Source organism: Mesorhizobium zhangyense (assembly GCF_011045115.1).
Classification (GTDB): Bacteria; Pseudomonadota; Alphaproteobacteria; order Rhizobiales; family Rhizobiaceae; genus Mesorhizobium_M; species Mesorhizobium_M zhangyense.
On sequence record NZ_JAAKZG010000004.1, the window covers coordinates 557,128 to 577,803 of the forward strand.

Consider the following 20,676-nt stretch of genomic DNA (forward strand, 5'->3'; position numbering starts at 1 on the left):
AATAGGCCGGTCCTGGAGACCGGCCTTACGCTCCCAGTTTCTTGCGTCGAAGCCAGGGCGGTAACATGAAGGCCGATTGACCGTAGGGCGCAGGCGAAAGGATGCGCTGTTCGCCATGCTGGATCTGGTAGATCAAATGGGCCTGACTGATAGAGGGATCGACCGACGTATCCGGATAGGACTGGGCGCACTGGCCCACATTGTCGAAGAAGTAGGCACCATTCACACCCCGATGGATCACCGAGCGGATTTCGGGAATGACCTTGTCGAAGGCGCGGGGATTGTTGGCGCGCGTCCACGCCGTGGCGAGAATATTGACCCTGTCATAGGCAAGGCCTGCATGGGAATGACCGGGCTTCTGGCCATGCATGCGCTCGTAGCGCTCGGCAAAGCCTATCGCTAACTGGTCGGAATACAAACCCGTCGTCGTCGCCCAGATTACACCTTCAGCACTGTGGCCGAGCTGCTGCCTATAGGCGGGGATAGAGGGGCCGTAAAGCGTATAGACAAGCGCATTCGCCGGGCGGCTCAGGAAATGCTGCAGGAAGGAAATACTTTCCTCGGGAAAATAGTAGGCAAGGAATATCGCGGCAGGATCGCTGCGATGCAGCTTGTCCATTACTCCATTCCAGTCGATGTTTCGGAACGGCAGATCTTCCAGAAGATCGACCTTGAAGCCGGCCTTGCGGGCCATCCGCTCCAGGGTCATGAAGCCGATATCCATGCGCGACCAACGTGGCTGGATCACCACCACGCGCCGCGACTGCGGGATCCACTTGCGGCTTTTTTCGAGCTCGGACAGGAACTGGATGAATCGCGGGCCGTAGTTGATGTCGCTCGGACAAAGCTGGAACACGTTGCGCAGTCGATGACGGTCCTGCCGCACGCGATCAACCATGGCCTCCATGGTGGCACAGTGAAGATAGGGCGCGCCATATTCGGCCAGCACGTCCTGCACACTCTCTTCGGCGCAACTATAGCCGGAGGTAATTGCGTCGACCTCGGCATCGACCAGCGACTTCACCGCCCGGACGACGTCAGCCTCGTCGCCCACATCGCATTCGGCGATCTTAAGCTCGATCCGGCGGCCGGAAACACCGCCGCGGCGGTTGATTTCGTCCACGGCCAGCCGCGCGCCGTTCAACATCTCATAGGCATCAGCTGAGGCGAGCCCCTGGGTGGAAAGGGGCGTACCGATGAGAATCGGTCGTCTGTCCAATGAAGAGCTGACGAAGGAACGCACGGTGTCGTGCGGCAGCGGCACACGGCTGTCGACTAGGCCGGCGGTGAGCGGCATGAGGTTGCGCCCGCCACCCGGTGTAGGCAGGCGCAGTAGCCCGAGATCGGTGGCAAGGGTCGCTGCGCCGGTCCGGCTGACCTGTCCGAGCTTGACGAGAATCCGTTCGTTGTGGGTCGTCACGGTCCGCTGGCTGGTCTCCAGACAGGCGGCGATGTCCTGGTTGGAAAGACCACCCGCAATCAGCGTGAGCACGTCGAGTTCACGCAACGTCAACCCGAAGGGCGGCTCGATGGGTTTGGCGATCAGGTTGCTGCGTTGCTCGCCCGAAGCGGTGACATCAAGCTCGATCCGCACCGCAAACCAGCGCTTGTCGCTGTCGATCCAGACGAAGCGGACGAGGTCGCGGCCGCTTCCCGCGAGGCCTTTGGCAAAATTCTTGAGCTCGGGCCGCGCGGCGAAGAAGCGGTTGGCGCTTTCGCTCTCGGTCGCGTCTATCAGTCCTTCCCCATTGATCAACGCGCGGAAATAGCCCGCGGAATCCGAACCGGAAAACCATGATGTTTCTCGGTTCTGAACAACCAATCTCACACTCATTTCATGCTCCGATTACCGCTCCGTGCAGTTTGTCGACGGGAAGTTCGCGTGCCGCGTCGGTAGGTTTACGTATTTCGCCTCCCTACCGTTTTCTTCACCTTCCACGGACCGGCCGTGAGATCGGTTAACCGGTACTCTTATCAAAATGCACGCAAAAGATGCATTCCTCACCAGAGCGGAACCGTACATAATGGAAGCTTCAAGCACAATTGCATGGAGACGAGATTCGTCGAATCCTCAGTTTCGGGCGCCGGCCAAGATTCTATCCTGCGCGGCAAACGGCATCGCACAGTTCATTTCCAGGCACGGAACGAGCGCTCATGAAATTCTGTGGTCCGTCGGGATGGATGAGGCCGATACGCGCAAGGAGCGCGAAATCCTGGATCTGGGAGCATATTGCGAGCTGCTCGAAACGGCGTCTCGCAAAACCCAGAACGACAATTTCGGTCTTCACTACGGCCGCGACTTTACGCCGGACAGGCTGGGCCTGATCGGAGAAATCGCCGTTTCATCGCCGACACTTGCAGACGCACTCGGCAATCTGGTCAAGTATTTCCCCTACCACCAGCAGAACACCTTGGTCGCCTTCCATCGGCGAGAGGAGCTCTGGCATCTCGAATACCGGATTCTCGACGGCTTCATCCTGCAGCGGCGGCAAGATGCCGAGCTGACGATCGGAATGTATCTGAACATCATTCGCCGGGTCATGAACGCAGCGTGGTCGCCGGACGAAGTGCATTTCGAACATCCGCGACCGGAAAACTGGCGCGAGCATGAGACCGTGTTCAATGCGCCGGTCTATTTCAACATGAAGACCAATGCATTGGTCTTTCGCGAAAAGTCGATCGCACGGACGGCAGCAGACTGGGATACGGGCCGCATGCATGCGCTCTGCGAAGCGCTGATGCAACTGACCGGCGACACAGGGACACTCGGGTTGAACCGACGGGTGGTTGGGGAAATCCGGGCGCAATTGCCCTCCGGCTATCCCCATATCGAAGATGTGGCCGAAGCGCTCAAGATGCCGCGCTGGACGCTGCAACGTCGGCTGGCGGCCGAGGGACAAATCTTTTCCGCCCTCGTGGAGGAGACACGTCGTCGCCTTGCCCTGCTCTATCTTGCTCAGACGCATCTCATGATTAACGATATCGCCAACATCCTTGGCTATTCGGAGCTTAGCGCCTTCAGCCGCGCCTGCGTGCGATGGTTCGACGCCTCCCCCTCAAAGATGCGGGCAATGAGCGTACAAGCCGCGACGACCAGAAGATTGGCGCCGTGTCTAAACTGAGTGCTCAATTGTCAAACTCAGGATTGAGTATCCGACTACAATCAGCCCCAGCGATAATCCGCCACGATGGGGAGTGGAGATGAAATTACAAGGTAAGCTGGCGCTGGTGACTGGCGCCTATCGCGGCATCGGGAGAGCCTGTGCCGAAGCGCTCGCCCGCGAAGGGGCGCGCGTGATCGCAACGGACATATTTACCGAAGCACCGTCCTACGACACCGATATTCTCTATCGCCAATGCGATGTCGGCTCGGAAACTGACTGGGAACGGATCGGTCGGGAGATTGATGCCGGGGATGGGAAAATCGACATTCTGGTGAATGCCGCCGGCGTTGCGCCAACGAAAGACGGCGTTCATGACGTCACCATGGCCGATTGGGATTTTATCCTGCGGGTGAACCAGACCGGCGTGATGCTCGGCATGCGCATGGCAACCGCTCGCATGCTCGGCAAGGGATCGCTTTCCATCGTCAACATCTCGTCGATCTGGGGGCAGGTCGCCGGCACCGGGCAGATCGCCTACCATGCCAGCAAGGGAGCGGTCATCAACATGACACGCAACGTAGCGGTCACCTATGCCAAGCAGGGAATCCGCGCCAACGTCATCCTGCCGGGTCTCATCGATACCGAGATGGTGCGCGTCCAGAAACCGGAAATGAATGCGGCGACACTCGCGCTCACACCCATGGGCCGTATCGGACGGCCTGAGGAAATCGCTGACGGAGCCGTATTCCTTGCCAGCGACGCATCCTCTTTCGTGACTGGCGCCGTCCTGCCGATCGACGGCGGATTTACAGCACAATAGGAAATATCATGAACAACAATACGGATTATCATCCGCTTGCCGGGCGGACTGCACTGGTCACAGGTGCCGCCCGAGGCATTGGAGCAGCCATTGCTCAACGGCTCGCCAGTGAAGGTGCCCTTGTATATCTCGGCGACATCCTGGAAGGCGAAGGTGAAAAAACGGCCGCGCACCTGGACAGGACGGGCGTGTTCCAACCTCTCGATGTGACGTCTGAAGCACAGTGGGCCGCCATGATGGAGCGGATTGCCCGCGACGTCGGCCGCCTCGACATTCTCGTCAACAATGCCGGAATCTACGGGCCGGCCTCGCTGCAGGACGAGACGGCTGATGGCTTCCGACGCATGTTCGAGATCAACCAGTTTTCGATCTTCTGGGGTATGAAATGTGCCGTGCCCCTTATGTCGCTGGGCGGCTCCATCATCAATCTTTCATCGATCGGAGGCATGGTCGGCTACAAGGGCACATTTGCTTATGCCGGCGCGAAATGGGCCGTGCGCGGCATGACGAGGTCGGCAGCCCGCGAGCTCGCGCCCCTGAAAATCCGCGTCAACACCGTTTGCCCAGGCGTGATCGACACACCAATGTTCTATGAAAACGACCCCGCACAGCTGTCGCAGTTCCTGCAGTCCGTGCCGCTCGGCGCCCTGGGACTGCCGAAGGACATTGCGTCCGCGGTCGCCTATCTGGCTTCGGACGAAGCGCGCTACATCACTGGTTCCGACATCCTCGTCGACGGCGGCATGCTCGCCTGAGCTTCCCCCCAGAGGACCTGACAGGTCCAATTCCTGTCGTATTGCGCTTTGAACTCTCTGTTTCAAGGGGCTTTTTGGACTGCAATACAACTGCCGCAACCGGAAGCAAAAGCCGGTGAGCCTCGACAGCTCACCGGTTCACGAAGCCAGGTTTCACGCCCGCAGGTCATCTGCCCGGCGTAAGCACGATCCGTTGTTCGGTCGCCTCATCCACACGCCCCTGCGAATACAGGAGCGGCACGAATTCGCCACGCGACCACTTTTCGGCGAGATCGCCATAATGTTTGGAGGAGGGATTTCCGGATTGGCCGGGTGCGTTGATGCAGAGACTGTTGTCCCACGCGCCGACATCGACGACGACTCGGACGGATGCGCCGAGCGTGACGCGGAAATCCGATGTCCGGTACGACGCATTCATGGGGCTAGAATCGCTCCCGCCCTTCTCAAGGGGTCCAACGTCACCGTCCGGGCGCAACTTCTCCTTGTATATATTGCTCGTCGCATGAATGAAATGCGCCTGGTGCAAAGTCCCCCAACGCCAGCCGGAGGGAACAACGCCGAGCATATCGCGGCACTCCGCCAAGGCCGTTTCGAGCGTGGAGGCGAGGAGCGCGTCGCGCGCTGCCACAGGGTCCGTTCCCAGTCGATGATCCGGCTTCTCCATTAGGGCGAGCACAGCCTCCGGATCTCCGGGTAGCAGGAGCGTCCGGACGGACGGGTTATCGGTGATCAGCCGGAACAGTCCGGGCCGCAGATGCTTGCTCCACCAGACTTCGAACAGGGCGGCACTGGCACTGTCGGCATCCAAACGGTGATTCCAACCTTCAAAAATAGCCTGGGCCTCGGCCACGCTGGCCGCCGTCGATGCATCCAGCATTCTGAGAAGCCTCACCAGTCGACGTGCTGCAAGCGACGTGCTGTCTGCCTGCAAGGCCCCAGAGGAGCGGATACTGTGCCTGCTGTCACCGGACAGCACCTCCGATATGCGATCGGCACGCGAACGTTCCAGCCACTCGTATCCGATCTGCTTTTCGCGTTGATCCCATTCAGCCGGCAGATTGGGTTCGTTGGCGGTTGCAAGGAAGCCAGTCTCCGGGTTGCTGACGGCCGGTAGTTCAGCTGCCGCGAAATAGCCGTTCCACTCGTAGCGCCCGTCCCCGGGTACGGGCAAGAGGCCGTCCCAATTGGGCCGTACCGGGCTGAAGCCGGCGACGACCCAGCCGATCGTTCCGCCCTTATCGGCGTAGACCTGATTGGTCGCGGGCACGCCCCACCTTGCCATCATGTCGCGGAAATCGGCAAAGCACTTTGTGCGCATCGAGGCGATCGACGCGAAATAGGGTGCTGTGCCCGGATCGAACCAGACCGACTTGATCGCATAGGCCCGGTTGAGCGATGCATCCTCATAAACCACCGGTCCATGACGGGTGAAACGCAACGTGAGCGCGGTCGAAGAGCCGTCCCTGAGCGCGATATGCTCCTGAAGCACCACCATTCGCTCCCAGTTGCCGCCATAGCGATAGAGATCCCGGTCTTCAGGCGAGATTTCGTAGACATAGACGTCTTCCTGGTCATGCCCGAAAAACAGCGTGAGGCCGAATGCGCTATTGCCGTTGTGGCCAATACATATGCCCGGCAGGCAAGGTTCACCGGCGCCTATGACGTCGAATTCCGGGCAGGTCAGATGCACGAGATAACGCAATGAAGGAACAGCATGAGTGCGGTGCGGATCATTGGCCAGGATCGGTCGGCCGCTCTCGGTGCGGCTGCCATGGATAACCCAGTTGTTGGATCCTTGCGCTGACGCGTCTCGCACCACCTCGCCGGTCCCGGCAACCTTTCGCCACAAACCGGCCTCGTCCAGCTGTGCCGACAGTCGCTGCTCTTCGAAAGTGACAGCGGCGAGTGCAAGCTTGAACGTGTCAGTCACCTCCAGCGGGATTTCATCCAGTATTATGCCGTCCGCGACAAATGGATCCTTGGCGGGCACGAGCGCCTGGCGCAACTCATCTATGCCGGCGTCGGTGCGGCTCATGACATTGGCGCGGATTACCTCGGAAAGGGCATTGCGCATGAGGGAATGGCTGCGGATGCGCACCACATCCTCGGCCTTCCACCGGGCGGGAGACGTACCGAAAAGAGAAAATTCCGGCGGCAGTTCAGCATCGCCCCTATCGATCAGATCAACATAGGCATTGATGCCTTGGACGAACGTGGTGGCGATTTCCTCTGCATCCTCGCAATAGGCATCCCATTCCGTCTGCATGTCGCCACGGTAGAGGAACAGGCGAGCGGCACGATCCTGTTCGAGATAGCCGGGGCCAAAATCGGCAGCCAACAGGCCAAGGCCGCGCTTGCGCCAGAGATCGATCTGCCAAAGCCTGTCGCGGGCGGCGTTGTATCCTTGCGCGAAAAACAGGTCACGTTTGTTTTTTGCACGGATGTGGGAGATGCCCCACTGGTCGATGTAAATGGACACGTCGTCCGTAAGACCGGAAAGAACTATCGCGTCTGGCGTCATCATTTCGTCCTGGCCTGCACGGCCGCCCGCTGAATTGGAAACGGGAGGTGCCGTGACCGGCACCTCCCTGTGAAGTTCTGGATCAGGATTCGGCAGTGTCTGCCGGCAGGGACGGTGTCTTGCCCTGCTTCCAGTGCCGTACATAGTCACCCATGCGGGTGAAGCTCACCCCTGGCTTGTCCTTCACGTAGTCGATGAACTGTTCGAGGACCAGCATTCGATGACCCCGGCCGATCGTCTGCGGATGCATCGTCGCGATGAAGACGCCTTCGCCGATCCGGTCGTAGAGGAAATCGAACTCGTCCTTCCACATCTGCAGGAGGTCACGCGGCGTAATCACGCCCTGGTTGGTGCTGGATTTGCCGACGACATATTCGAATTGCGGGAAATCGTCGAGGTGCCACGCCACCGGCATTTCCACGAGATCGACTGGCTTGCCGAAGACATAGGGGCCATCCTTGGTCCAGCTGTCGCCAACGCGGCACCAGTAGGGCTGGAAGTCGCTGCCCATCATGCTGCTTTCGTATTCGAAGCCGTGTTCGAGAAGCAGCGGCACGGTCTGCGGGCTGTTGTCCCAGGCAGGGGAACGATAGCCGGTCGGACGGATGCCGGCGACCTTGTCCAGCGCCTCGAAGCCCTTTTCGAGAATCCAGCGCTCCTTGTCGGCGGAGACCGAGGCCGGGTTTTCATGGACCCACCCATGATGGCCGATTTCATGACCGGCTGCGGCGACCGCCTCTACCGTCTTCGGGAACGCATAGGCCGTATGCCCCGGAATGTAGAAGGTCGCGGGGATCTTCTCGGCTTCGAGCGAAGCCAGGATGCGGCGCACGCCGACCGGTCCGAACTCCCCGCGTGACAGCATGCTCGGCGAATTGGAATCGAAAGTGCCAATCCAAAGCGAATAGGCATCGAAGTCGAAGGTAAGGGCGATTCTGACGTCTTTCTTCATACTGCTGACTCTCTCTTTTCGTTGAGCTGTTAGGTCCGCATCTTGCGGGCATAGATGTCGAGGGCGACAGCCGCGATCACGATGAGGCCCTTGGCGACGAGCTGGTAGTTCGTATTGATGGCGAGCGAATCGAAGACGTTGGTCAGCGTCGCGATGATCAGAAGACCGACGGCCGTCCGCCACAGGGCCCCTTCCCCGCCGAGCAGCGAGGTTCCGCCGATGACGACGATGGCGATCGCATCGAGTGCCAGGCTACCGCCCATATCGGCCTGCCCAACGCCGAGGCGCGACGACAGAATCATACCGCCTACACCCGAGCAGATCGCCGTCAGCACATAGGTGCTGGCCCGGTAGAGATCGACGGGAATGCCCGATAGGCGGGCCGCTTCCTCATTGCCGCCCAGGGCATAAATCGACCGGCCGTAGACGCTCCTGGAGAGGATCGCGGCACCCACCGCGAACGTGATGAACAACATCCAGATAGAGATCGGCCAACCGAACCAGGAGCCCGTTCCCAGATCGCCGAAATTGAAATCGTTCGGCACCTGCGGGGCGGAGTTGGAATAGATGTAGGCGAGCCCGCCGAAAACCGAGCCGGAACCAAGCGTGGCGACGAAGGCATTAACCTTCAGCCGGGTCACGATCAGCCCGTTGATGATGCCACATATGGCACTGACGGTGACCACCGCCGCTGCAGCGCCCCAGAGGCCGAACACATCCGCGCGGTTTGCGAACACGACTGCGCCAAGCGCGAAGATCGCCGCAACGGACAGATCGAACCCACCGCCGATGATTACGAATGTCATGCCCACCGCCACGATGCCCACCGGAGCGGACTGGCTGAGGATGTTCTGGATGTTCTGAAGCTCGAACACGCGCGGATAGAGAAAGGCGCTGACGATGAGGAGCAGCAAGAATGCCCACAAGACACCGTATTGGAGCATCACATCCCGGCTGAAGAACCGCATTTCCTTGGGGGTGGTGCTGACGTTGATGGCAGAGTTCTGTGCGTTCATCTTAATGGACCCTGAAAGCGGCGTGCAGGATATCGCCGACTGCAACGGTTGACCGAGACTGATCGAGTTCGGCGACGGCCTGGCCCTCGGACATGACAACGATCCGGTCGCTGATCGCGATGACCTCCTCGAGGTCCGAGGAAACGACGATGATGCCGACCCCTTCATCTGCGAGGGCTCTCAGCGTGTTCATGATTTCATCCTTGGCGCCGATATCGATACCGCGCGTCGGCTCGTCGACAAGCAGGATGGAGGGAGAACAGAAACGCACTTTGCCCAGCAGCACTTTCTGCTGGTTGCCACCCGAAAGGTGCCGGACAATGGTTTCAAGGCGAGTTTCGGGGTAGCCGAATTCACGCGCGATCTTGCGGGACTTTTCCCGGATCATGGTGTTGGACAGGAAGCCCATGCGGGAGACCTGCTTCATGTCGGCCATGACAACATTGTCCATGGCGCGCATGCCAAGCACGAGGCCTTGCGCCTTGCGGTCTTCGGGCACCAGAGCGATGCCCGCACCCAGCGCCCGCCGCGGATCATTGGGCCAGGGACATGCCTCGCCGTTGATGACAAGCGTGCCGGTGCTGCGCGGCTCGAGACCAGCCAGAGCTCGCAGTAGGCTGGTCCGGCCAGAGCCGACGAGACCACCAATGCCGAGGATCTCACCGCGTTTCAGCGTGATGCTGACATTCTCGATCGCGCCCGGCACGGTGACCTTGTCGGCCTGCAACAGGAACGGCATGCCTGCAGGAACCGGCGGCCGCTCGACGCGACGGTTCTCTACCACGTCATGGCCGACCATGGCGCGGATAAGCGAAGGCTTGTCCCAGTCGGAACGGTCGCCGCTCGCTGAAAGCGATCCGTCGCGGAAAACCGTGACCGTATCGGATATGTCCAGCACTTCCTCAAGATTGTGGCTGACGAACATCATCGTCGTACCGTGATCCTTGAGCTGCCGCATGATCTTGAACAGCGCTTCGCGCTCGGGCGGGGCAAGCGACGTGGTCGGCTCGTCGAACAACAACAGCCGCGCCTCGGACTGGATGCCTCGCATGATCTCCAGCATCTGCTGGTCGGCAACCGAAAGCGTTCCGGCCAACACATCCGGACGGATGCGAACATCAAGTCTCTCACACAGCGTGTCAAAATCACGGCGCATCGACTTTTCATCGAGCATGCCAGACCGGGAGATCGGCTGGCCGAGGAAGACGTTCGCCACGGCAGACAGACGCGGAACAATCGTCAGTTCCTGATAGATCGCCGTGATGCCCAGACGCCGCGCCTGCCGCGGCTGGCCAAAGACGTGCGGCTGACCGAAGATGCTGACATTGCCGGCGCTGGGAACGACACGACCGGCGATCACCCCGAGAAAAGTGGATTTCCCTGCGCCGTTCTCACCAATCAGCGCATGGATATTACCGGCCTTGGCCTCCAGGCTTACGCCCTTGAGCGCCATGGTGCCACCATAGCGCATCTGGACGCCATCTGCGCGCAACGCAAGGGGACTGGAGGCGCTTGGGCCAGCCGATGCCACTGCGCCGGCAGCGGTGTTCACGTCGAACATTAGACTCGCCCCGTAGCTCGCCGCGCCTGAATGATCAGTATTGCGGTTCATTGTTCTTGACGGTCTCCGCATCGATCTTGATCGACTTGGTGGGCGTAAATCGTGCAACCGGCGTGCCTGTCCATGCGTCTCCGAGCTGCTTCACGGCGAGATAGGTTTCGGTATAGGGCTCGATCGTCCGGGTGCTGGTGATCTGCCCGGCTGCGACCGCCTTGAAGGCCCAGTCATTGCCGCCGCTGTCATAGACCTTGAGCTTGTCGAGCAACCCCACCTGCCGGGCTGCCTGGACTGCGCCGCGCGTCATATCGGAATAGTTGGAAATGAAGATTGTCAGATCGGGATTGGCTTGGAAGAGTGGAAGGGTCTTCTGGTTTCCCTGCACCACCGAATAATCCGTGCGCACGACTGCAATGACCTTGAACTCAGGGTACTTTTCCTGGACATCCTTGAGGGCGAGATCGGTGTTGATCGTGTTGGAGTTCAGATCCGGACCGGTGACCACGGCAACCTGCTGCGGCCCCGGATTTTCCTCTGCAATGGACATGATCCAGTCGCGGAACGCCGTGCGGCCCTGCGAGCCACCGACAAAATTCAGCGTGCCCGGAGCCCAGAGCTCGTCACCCTCGTTGGTGCCGCGGTTGCAAAGGGGCTGATTGGTGACTGCAACGAGGACGCCGGCTGCCCGCGCTTTATCGGTCATGATGCCGCAGGCCTGGTTGCCGTCGTTCATTTCGGCAAGGACGGCATTGTACTGGCCGCCGGAAATGATGTTCTGCGCCTGGTTGAATTGGGTCGTCGGGCTCCAGTTCGGATCGAAAACGTCCAACGTGGCGCCGATTTCCTTTGCGGCATCCTGCGCTCCTTTGATCTGCGCCTGGAGATGGGTATTGTTGGTCGCGGCGATCATAAAGGCGATCTTGAGTGGCTCGCAGCCGCCCATCACCGACTTGCCGTCGCCGAGATCTATGGCATGCCGCTCGCAAGCGACCTGAGCTCGTGCCGGAACCACCGTCGTAACTGTCGAGGCCAAAAGAAGGCCAGCCGTGACCGGCAGGATGCTGCCGAGTGAGAACATTCTGATCATGCTGCGAACCCCTTTATTGTAACTGGCAGACACCAGATTTTTAATGGGGACATTATTCACAGGCTGAGAGGTTTCGACTTAACACTTCAGCACATTCTCAATCGGCAATGCCATCAGGTCGAAAAGCCGTATCCGTCTATCCCCGTTTACACGGCGCCATGCTCAATGACGCCCTCGACCATCTCATCCTTAAGGGTGACGCCGGTTTGCCCAATCTTGCGGGCCTGCTTCAGAAGCCAGGCGATCTTCGCCGCAGCCTGGGCATGGCTGAGGCCTCCATTGGCATGAATGTTGGAAATGCAGTTGCGGTCGGAATCCATTCGCCCGATAGCTGGCTTGCGGGTGATATAGACGCCAAGGCTGTCGGAAACGCTCAAACCCGGTCGCTCGCCGATCAGGACGACGCAAAATTCGGCCCCGAGACAGGCCCCGATCTCATCGCCAATCGCTACCCGTGCCTGGCTGGCAATGACCACCGGGCCGACGGACCAGCCTTCCAATCGCTCGACTGCTAATTTCAGAACGGGCGCCACATGTTGCTCTACCGCGCGCGCGGAAAGCCCGTCGGCGACCACGAAGACTACATCACAGCCGATCGCGGGAAGGTCGATCAGGCATTCAGCATGCAGCCGGCGACCCAGGTCGGGGCGCCTGAGATACGTGCCGCGATCCGGCGTCTGGCTACGGACGAGGCGGCTGGGTAGCGGCGCGACCGCTCGCGCGATGCCCGCCGCATCCAGCGGCTCATGAATGGCGTCCCGGGCCAGGGCATAAGCCTGCTGGAAATCGAGTACGCTCCTGGTCGGGGCGGTGCCGTCTGCTGTTGCAACGCCGACGCGCGATGGCGTCAGGGTACGGAGATTTCCGAAAAGATTGGCAGGAGCGCTCATGATGCGAGGCCCACCGCATCGACCATTCCCAGCATCCGGTCGCGCGGATAGTTCGGCAATGCCCGCCCGCCGGAGAGCCGGATCAAATCCATCTCCAGCAGCCACGTCTCAAACTCCGGCGCGGGGCGAACGCCAAGATTCTTTCTGAGAAAGGTGAGATCTTCGAAAGAGGCGCTTTGATAGCTCAGCATGACATCGTCGGAGCCCGGCACCGTGATGATGAAATTCACGCCGGCAACGGTCAAAAGCGTGATCAGGGTATCGATATCGTCCTGATCTGCCTCGGAATGGTTGGTGTAGCAGGCGTCGCAACCCATCGGCAAACCGAGCAGCTTGCCGCAGAACAAGTCCTCGAGACCGGCGCGAATGATCTGCTTTCCATCGTAGAGATATTCCGGCCCGATGAAACCCACGACCGTGTTGACCAGAAGGGGCTGGAAATGCCGTGCCACGGCATAGGCACGCGCCTCCATGGTCTGCTGGTCGACCCCATGATGCGCGTTGGCCGACAGGGCCGCACCTTGGCCGGTTTCGAAATACATCACGTCGTTGCCGACGGTGCCTCTTCCCAGCGACAGGGCTGCCTCCTGGGCCTCCTTCAGAATGGACAGGTTGATGCCGAAGCCTTCATTGGCTGTCTGACTGCCGGCGACCGACTGGAAGACAAGATCGACAGGCGCCCCCATCTCGATCAAACGTATCGTGTTGGTGACATGGGTCAGAACGCAGGACTGGGTCGGCATCCGATAGGCTTGGCGAAGCTCATCAAGCATTCCGATCAGCCGTGCGCTGTTTTGCATATTGTCCGTCGCCGGATTGATCCCGATGACGGCGTCACCAGCACCATTCAGCAATCCGTCAAGGATGGCGACAGCAATGCCTTTCAAATCGTCGGTCGGATGGTTCGGCTGCAGCCGCGTCCCAAGACGGCCCTGGAGACCAAGCGTATTGCGAAAGGTCGAAATGACTGTGCACTTTCGGGAGACTGCAATCAGGTCCTGGTTGCGCATGAGCTTGGAGACAGCTGCAATCATTTCTGGCGTAAAGCCGCGCGCTCCCGCCTTGAGCGTATGAGCATCGGCCTCGAACGATAGCAACCAGTCGCGAAATCCCCCGACCGTCATTGTGGAGAAGGGAGCGAATGCCTCGGCGTCATGAGTGTCCGCAATGAGCCGCGTCACCTCGTCCGTCTCGTACGGAACAACGTTTTCGGCTAGAAAGCTTGCCAAAGGCAGGTCGGCCAGAGCATACCGCGCGGCCACGCGCTCAGTGTCGCTCTGCGCTGCAAGGCTAGCCAGTTCATCACCGGAGCGCCTCGGCGAGGCTGCTGCGAGCAGGGACGAGAGACCTGAAAACCTATAGCTCTGCCCGCCTGCCGATGCTCTGTAAGTCGCCATCTCGCCAATTCCAACTGTTGCACCGCACAATGATATCCCGCAACCGGCGCCGCCATTTGACAGTGCAGCACATTCCGTTTTGTCGCTGATTCAAGTAACGGACCTCGACGGATCGTGGTCATAGGGTTTCCGCCTTCGAGAACGTAGTGCTGCCGCAGACGGGGCGCCGCAACATCCACTGGATACGGAGACTCGCGCGCGTGACGGCGTAGAAATGCAAGCGTTCAAGTAGGCAATTTGCCGATACTAATTATGGCGTCGACTAACTTCTCCCGCTGCGGATTCCTTGCGCCGCCCCGTCGCCAAAAAACGACATATTCATAGGTCGCCGGGGGATGAAAGGGCACAACTTTCAAGTTGAACAGTGCGCACTGTCGAGCGATGAATTCGTTCGCGATTGAAATTCCCAAACCTTCTGCCACATACCCAGCGACAAAACCGACAGCGTCGGTCCGAACTTTTATGACCGGGTTGCTTCCCTCGTAGAGCAATGCGTTCAATCCGGTTTGATGAGATGCGAACTCCCGTTCCAAAATTATCAGACGTTCCCCAGAGAGGTCATCGACGGTGACCTTGTCCTTGTCCGCCAATGGATGCTCTGGGGGAACGAGACAGACACTCTTGCTCATTGCAATTGTACGCCATTCAAAAAAGCGATCATCGAGGGGCAGCCGCGAAATCCCGATGTCGGCCTCCTGCGTTAATATGCTCTGTGCGATCTGATCGTACCCCTGAGCGCGGACATAGAAATCCAGCGAAGGTTCTGTTTGGTCGAATTCCTTGATCAGCTTGGGGACAAATGACAGGCAAACAAGGTGAGGTGCCGCAACCGTCAAGCTGTCCCTCGCCGTGCCGAAGGATCCAGTTATTTCCTTCTCTATTCGAATCAGCGTTTCAAAATAGCGATCGATCTTGTTGTAGATTTCAATCGCGCGCGTTGTGGGAATGAGGCCACGCCGATCCCTCACAAACAGCTTTTCGCCCGCCATTTCCTCGAACAGCTTCAGCTGTTGGCTGACGGCCGATTGCGTGACCCGCAGAGCTTTTGCGGCACTGCGCGTCGAGCCACATCTTATGATCTCCCGAAACGCTCGGGCCCGCCTGAAGCCGAACCCGGCATCGTCATCCAATTCGTCCATCGTCTTCTCCGCAGCGAGCATCCAACTTCGGGATGCTGCTCAATGCCTATATTAGCCACCCTAATAGGGCAGCACGAAAACTTAATAAATTGACGGTCCCCGCCGATTTTCTAATCCTTGGTTGGCAAGCAATTTCGATGAGGTCATCGTCGGGACGCCGCAGGGGACATAGCGCCTCCTTTGACGCTCGAGGTGCTCGGCGATGTCGAGGAATGCCTCACAAAAGAAAAGGGGAACCCTGAATGAAATTTCCGACCTGTCTTCGATTCACAGGCATCCGTACAGCGGCTGCAATGTTGGCTCTTTTCACCGCGACCGCATTGGCGGCCGCAGCGCAGGAGCTGCGTGTTGCGACATCCTACAAGCTGATGACGCTCGATCCTCACTATTCGACATTGAACGAGAACAGCTCGCTGCTCTCACATATCTACGAGCGGCTCGTCTACCAGGACGAGCACTTGAATCTGCAGCCCGGTCTGGCCACCTCGTGGCGGCGCTTGTCGGACACCAGTTGGGAGTTCAAACTTCGGGAAAATGTGCGCTTCCACGACGGGTCGCCCTTCACCTCCGACGACGTCGTGTACACGATCGAGCGCATCCGCAATTTTCTCAAACCACCCAGCGGTGGCTTCCAAGCCTACACCAAGGGAATTGCCTCCGTCTCCGCTCCGGATCCCTTGACCGTCATCATCGACACAGATGGAAGTCAACCGACCCTGCCCCTGTCGCTTTCCGCGATCTTTATCATGCACCGCGACGCGAGTGGTTTTGCAACGACCGAGGCTCTCAATGCCGGTACCGCGCTTGTTGGCACCGGGCCTTACAAATTCAAAAGCTGGCGTTCCGGTGAGATTTTGGAGCTTACCAGAAACGATGACTACTGGGGCGATCGCCCGTCCTGGTCGGAAGTCAAATTTCGCATCGTCGAGAGCCCTGCGGCCCGCGTGGCAGCTCTCTCCACGGGAGACGTCGATATCGCGGATTTCCTGCCCGCGCGCGACGTCGAAGCCATCAAGCAGCGTGGCGCAAAGGTGGAGAGCGTGCCAGCCGCTCGGCTGAACTTCCTGCAGTTCGAGCTTGCCAAGGAAGCCGCACCGGGCGTTACCGACAAATCGGGAAATACCATCCCGAACCCGTTTCGCGATCAAAAAGTTCGACAGGCCCTTTCGATGGCGATCGATCGTGGGATTCTCGTGGAGAAGATCCTATCGGGCTTTGGCACGGCTGCGGCGCAGTTCTTCCCGAACGGGCTGGCGGGCACATCTTCCAACCTTACGGCACAACCGCCGCGTTACGACGAAGCGAAGGCGCTGTTGGCAGAGGCCGGCTTCCCCGACGGTTTCAAACTGGTGCTCAATGGGCCGGCTGGCCGCTATCCCGGTGATGGCGAGACGTTGCAGGCTGTCGCGCAGAGTTGGGCGCGCATCGGGGTCAGCGTGCAACCCGTCGCGGTCCCGTTCTCGGTGTTCAACACCAAGCGGGGAGCCGGAGAATATGGCGTCTGGTACGGGGGCTGTTCGGGCGAGTCGGTGGATGTGTGCCTGGAGGCGGTCCTGGCTTCACCCGATGCGGAGAGCGGTGCGGGCGCCTTGAACTACGGCCAGTACAGGAACCCTGCATTCGACGAGATGCTTGAGAAGGCGCGAGCCCTGGACGTCGGTCCCGCCCGCGACAAAGCCCTCGCCGACGTGACGGATTTCGTGATGAAGGATCAGCCGATCGCGCCGCTCTATCACTTCCACCACATTTTTGGATATGGCGAGCGGGTCGGCTCCTATGTCATGCATCCGCGCGGCTGGACCACAGCGATGCAAGCATCGCCGGCTGCGAAGTAAGAACATGGCTTTGCTGACAACGATCACGGGAAGGTTATCTCAAGCCTTCCTGCTCCTCCTCGTCATGTCGTTGATCGGGTTTATCGGCATTCACAGCGTCGGGAACCCGGTCTACAACGTCGTCAACATTGAAACCGCCACGCCCGAAGACATAAGGCGCGCAACCGAGCTTCTCGGTCTCGACCAGCCTTTGTGGCGTCAGTATGTGGTTTTCGTCCAGAACCTCGCCACCGGCAGTTTCGGCACGTCCTACATCTACCATCTGCCGGCTTTCGACCTGGTTCTGAGCAAGCTGCCCGCGACGCTCGAGCTTGCCGTCGGTGCGATTGTCATCGCCACGATTGCCGGAACCGGCTTGGGGCTACTTGCAGTCACGCGCCCTGGCACGCTTATAGATCGAATTGTCGTCACGGCGACGGTCTTTGCGCTCAGCGTTCCATCGTTCTGGCTGAGCATGATGCTCATACTAGCCGGCGCAGTGATGACCGGATGGTTTCCGCCTGGGGGCAGAGGCAGCACCGTTGAGGTGCTGGGCGGCGATTGGAGCTTTCTCACGGCCGACGGGCTGAAGCATCTGGTCCTCCCCACACTGGCGCTCGCAATCCCAAATGTAGCGCTGATCGCGCGCCTTGCCCGCGCCGGCACGGTCGAGGTCAAAAAAACAGATTTCGTCCGGTTCTGCATCGCCAAGGGGCTTTCCGGTCGGCGCATCCTGTTTCGTCATGCCCTGCCGAACATCAGCCTTCCGATCATCACGATCGTCGGGTTGCAATTCGGCGGCATGCTCGCCTTTGCCGTGGTGGTCGAAACCATCTTCGCCTGGCCGGGTGTGGGCAAGCTGCTGATCGATTCCATCCAGCTTCTGGATCGACCGGTCGTGATGGCGACACTGACATTCATCTCGATCGCTTTCGTCGCACTGAATGCTCTCGTCGATCTCCTTTATGCCGTGCTCGACCCGCGCGTGCGAATTTCAGCTTAGGGAGGACCGGAAATGACACACCAGCCTTCTACCACTCTCAAGCGTCGTCCATCTCGTCGCGTCTGTACCCCACCCAACCTCATCCTGGCATTGTTCGTGGCGGCGGCTGTGGCAGCGCCCGTGCTGGCACCGCAGAACCCCTACGACCCGCTTCAGATATTCGGCTGGGAAGCATCCTCTCCTCCCGGCACGATAGGCAGCGGCGGATACCATTACCTGCTTGGAACGGACGGCCTTGGGAGAGATATCGCAAGCTGTATTCTTTATGGCCTGCGCATAAGCCTCATGGTTTCGATCGTCAGCGCCCTGGCTGCCGCGGCCATCGGCCTCACCGTTGGTGTCACCGCCGCCTATTTCGGCAAATGGGTCGACGCCATCATCATGCGGGTGGTCGACCTGCAGCTCAGCCTGCCGACCATGCTGGTCGCACTCATTGCAATCGTTACGCTCGGCCCCGGGGTCGACCGGATTATTCTGGCGCTCATCATCGTGCAGTGGGCGACATATGCGAGGGTCGTGCGAAGCGTCGCCTTGAGTGAGGCTGGCAAGCCATACATCGACGCGGCACGCACGATGCCACTCTCGAACGCCCGTATAGTCCTTCGGCATCTTCTGCCGAACAGCATCGCACCGGCCATCACCCTGCTTCCCATCGAAATCGGCCATGCCGTTGCCCTTGAGGCCACGCTGTCGTTCCTGGGGCTGGGCGTTCCGATGGATCAGCCATCTCTCGGTTCGACTGTCGCAAACGGATTTCAGTACCTGCTGACCGGCCAGTATTGGATCAGCCTGTTTCCCGGGTTTGCGCTGTTCGGACTCATCGCCGCCATCAATTTTGCCGGCGAAGACATCCGCCGGATATGGGATCCCAGGAACAGATCGATATGACGATAGAAAACAGCGAAATCCCGCCGCTCGACGTCAGAAATCTCACGCTCCAGCACCATGGTGCTTCCGGAACCACGACGATCGTTCGCGACGTCAGCTTCGTGCTCGGTCGCGGCGAGGTCCTCGGTATCATCGGGGAATCCGGTGCCGGCAAGTCGACGATCGGCAATGCCGTTATCGGTTTGCTAGGCGCGGGTTTTGAACAATCCTCCGGAACAGTCCGGGTGAATGGAACTGCAATCGAGACTCTGACTGCCAGCAAACGCCATGCCCTCAGAGGCAGGACCATTGCCAGCATCTTTCAGGATCACACCTCATCGCTCGATCCACTCATGACGGTCGGCGCCCAGTTGAGCGAGACGATCTCGACGATCTTTCCCGATTTGCCAGGAACGGGCGTGCGGCAAAGGGCTCTGGAGCTTCTTCAGCGGGTTGGCATTCCCGATCCGAACGGGCGTTATCACAGCTATCCGCACCAGCTCTCCGGCGGACAGAGGCAGCGCGTCGTCATCGCGATCGCCCTGGCGGGCTCTCCCTCGATCATTGTAGCCGATGAGCCGACCTCCGCGCTCGATGCCACCGTGCAGAAGCAGATCCTCCGGGTACTAAGAGGTCTGGTCGAGGAAACGGGGCTCTCCCTCCTCCTCATCACCCACGACATGAGTGTAATCGCAGAAATTGCCGACAGCGTCCTCGTCATGAAGGACGGCGAAGTGATTGAGCACAACGCAACGGCAGCACTTCTCGACAACCCGCAGAACGCCTATACGCGAAGCCTCCTGTCAGCGGTCCCGCGATTGCGCCTTTCACACGAGGCTCCCGCAATCGGTCAAGGCGGGCCCGATGAAGAAGCCGCACAGTGCGACGAAGCGTCAGAAGCCGACGGGCCGGTCCTTGTTGTCGAGAACCTGTCCAAGACATTTGGCAATCATGGCCTGCAGGCATTGTTCGGCATAGGGTCCGCGACATTCGCCTTGCGGAACGTCAGCCTCCAGTTGCGCCGCGGCGGCGTCCTTGGGATTGTCGGGGAGAGCGGCAGCGGCAAGTCGACGATTGGCCGCATCCTCGCCGGCCTGGAGACCGGCAGCGCCGACAAGGTCGTGATGAACGGGAGGGTCTGCGATGTCGGCAGTCGAGGCCGTAGCGGCGGCCTGCTCGGCCGCATCCAGATGGTCTTTCAAGATCCCGCGTCTTCACTCAATCCGAGGCTGACGGTGGCCGAGACGCTGATGGAGTGCGTCCGGTTCACGGCTAGAACCGAGCATGACCGTCACCCGTCGCGCGTGACCGAGACAGTCGAGAGACTTGGGCTGTCGAAGGTTCTGTTGACTCGCTATCCCCACCAGCTTTCCGGCGGGCAGAAGCAGCGTGTCTGCATCGCGCGCGCACTCCTTGCAGGGCCGGAAATCATGATTGCCGACGAGCCGACGTCAGCTCTCGATGTGTCCGTCCAGGCAGAGATACTGGCGCTGCTCAAGCAGGCCGTGTCCGAGCGCAATCTGTCCATGATCTTCATCTCGCACGATCTCGCGGTGGTTCAGGACATATGTGACGCCGTCTGCGTGATGAAGGATGGCCGGATCGAAGATTACGGAGCGTCGGACTTCATATTCGGCAGATCGGACAACCCCTACACCCGGCATCTGATCAACGCTCGGCCGAAAATATTCACTCTCTGACGGAATGGCGGATGAACGCTCGGCTCTCGCGAGCGCCTCGCGTTTTCCGCAAG

Annotated in this window: 16 protein-coding genes; 7 read left to right on the top strand and 9 right to left on the bottom strand. The window is 59.7% G+C overall.

Translation table 11 applies throughout. The annotated features are described in order from the left end of the window. Positions 1 to 25: 25 nt before the first annotated feature. Positions 26 to 1,834, bottom strand: coding sequence for an ABC transporter substrate-binding protein (locus G6N74_RS12425; protein WP_165117706.1), 1,809 nt, complete (start codon positions 1,832 to 1,834; stop codon positions 26 to 28). A gap of 190 nt (positions 1,835 to 2,024) precedes the next feature. On the opposite strand from G6N74_RS12425, the gene qhpR reads away from it, so the two are divergent. The 3 genes from qhpR (at position 2,025) to G6N74_RS12440 (ending at position 4,679) form a co-directional block, all read left to right on the top strand. Continuing rightward, on the top strand, positions 2,025 to 3,122 hold the full coding sequence (gene qhpR / locus G6N74_RS12430) for an AraC-like transcriptional regulator QhpR (RefSeq protein ID WP_165117708.1): 1,098 nt from the start codon (positions 2,025 to 2,027) through the stop codon (positions 3,120 to 3,122). Positions 3,123 to 3,201: 79 nt separating this feature from the next. Next, positions 3,202 to 3,924 (top strand): SDR family NAD(P)-dependent oxidoreductase, encoded by a 723-nt coding sequence (locus G6N74_RS12435; protein ID WP_165117710.1) that lies wholly within the window; start codon positions 3,202 to 3,204, stop codon positions 3,922 to 3,924. Between the two features lie 8 nt (positions 3,925 to 3,932). Continuing rightward, entirely contained in the window at positions 3,933 to 4,679 is a 747-nt protein-coding gene (locus G6N74_RS12440; RefSeq protein WP_165117712.1) for an SDR family NAD(P)-dependent oxidoreductase, read from the top strand. Between the two features lie 166 nt (positions 4,680 to 4,845). Here G6N74_RS12440 and G6N74_RS12445 read toward each other — a convergent pair whose 3' ends face one another. The 8 genes from G6N74_RS12445 to G6N74_RS12480 all read right to left on the bottom strand — a co-directional run bounded on the left by G6N74_RS12445 (position 4,846) and on the right by G6N74_RS12480 (position 15,239). After that, positions 4,846 to 7,200 carry a penicillin acylase family protein gene (locus G6N74_RS12445; RefSeq protein WP_205826643.1) on the bottom strand — a complete coding sequence of 785 codons (2,355 nt, stop codon included), beginning with the start codon at positions 7,198 to 7,200 and terminating at the stop codon, positions 4,846 to 4,848. Between the two features lie 82 nt (positions 7,201 to 7,282). Further along, positions 7,283 to 8,152: a polysaccharide deacetylase family protein gene (locus tag G6N74_RS12450; RefSeq protein ID WP_165117716.1), complete on the bottom strand. Its 870-nt coding sequence runs from the start codon at positions 8,150 to 8,152 to the stop codon at positions 7,283 to 7,285. A 29-nt stretch (positions 8,153 to 8,181) separates the two neighbouring features. Beyond that, positions 8,182 to 9,168, bottom strand: a complete 987-nt coding sequence (locus G6N74_RS12455; protein ID WP_246245732.1) for an ABC transporter permease — start codon at positions 9,166 to 9,168, stop codon at positions 8,182 to 8,184. Position 9,169: 1 nt separating this feature from the next. Continuing rightward, positions 9,170 to 10,780: a sugar ABC transporter ATP-binding protein gene (locus G6N74_RS12460; protein ID WP_246245733.1), complete on the bottom strand. Its 1,611-nt coding sequence runs from the start codon at positions 10,778 to 10,780 to the stop codon at positions 9,170 to 9,172. Beyond that, positions 10,764 to 11,813: a sugar ABC transporter substrate-binding protein gene (locus G6N74_RS12465; protein ID WP_165117718.1), complete on the bottom strand. Its 1,050-nt coding sequence runs from the start codon at positions 11,811 to 11,813 to the stop codon at positions 10,764 to 10,766. The genes G6N74_RS12460 and G6N74_RS12465 overlap by 17 nt, the downstream gene beginning before the upstream one ends. 146 nt (positions 11,814 to 11,959) lie before the next feature. After that, a complete protein-coding gene (gene eutC, locus G6N74_RS12470; protein WP_165117720.1) occupies positions 11,960 to 12,703 on the bottom strand; it encodes an ethanolamine ammonia-lyase subunit EutC in 744 nt (247 codons plus the stop codon). Then, entirely contained in the window at positions 12,700 to 14,100 is a 1,401-nt protein-coding gene (locus tag G6N74_RS12475) for an ethanolamine ammonia-lyase subunit EutB (RefSeq protein WP_165117722.1), read from the bottom strand. The genes eutC and G6N74_RS12475 overlap by 4 nt, the downstream gene beginning before the upstream one ends. Before the next feature lie 224 nt (positions 14,101 to 14,324). After that, positions 14,325 to 15,239: a LysR family transcriptional regulator gene (locus G6N74_RS12480; RefSeq protein ID WP_165117724.1), complete on the bottom strand. Its 915-nt coding sequence runs from the start codon at positions 15,237 to 15,239 to the stop codon at positions 14,325 to 14,327. 293 nt (positions 15,240 to 15,532) lie between these two features. On the opposite strand from G6N74_RS12480, the gene G6N74_RS12485 reads away from it, so the two are divergent. From G6N74_RS12485 to G6N74_RS12500, 4 genes are read left to right on the top strand one after another with little or no spacing between them, the layout of a single operon-like run. Continuing rightward, on the top strand, positions 15,533 to 17,074 hold the full coding sequence (locus G6N74_RS12485) for an ABC transporter substrate-binding protein (RefSeq protein ID WP_246245751.1): 1,542 nt from the start codon (positions 15,533 to 15,535) through the stop codon (positions 17,072 to 17,074). A 4-nt stretch (positions 17,075 to 17,078) separates the two neighbouring features. Next, positions 17,079 to 18,056 (top strand): ABC transporter permease, encoded by a 978-nt coding sequence (locus tag G6N74_RS12490; RefSeq protein WP_165117728.1) that lies wholly within the window; start codon positions 17,079 to 17,081, stop codon positions 18,054 to 18,056. A 12-nt stretch (positions 18,057 to 18,068) separates the two neighbouring features. After that, positions 18,069 to 18,944, top strand: coding sequence for an ABC transporter permease (locus G6N74_RS12495; protein WP_165117730.1), 876 nt, complete (start codon positions 18,069 to 18,071; stop codon positions 18,942 to 18,944). Next, entirely contained in the window at positions 18,941 to 20,623 is a 1,683-nt protein-coding gene (locus tag G6N74_RS12500; RefSeq protein WP_165117732.1) for a dipeptide ABC transporter ATP-binding protein, read from the top strand. Before G6N74_RS12495 ends, G6N74_RS12500 begins: the two co-directional genes overlap by 4 nt. Positions 20,624 to 20,676: the final 53 nt, after the last annotated feature.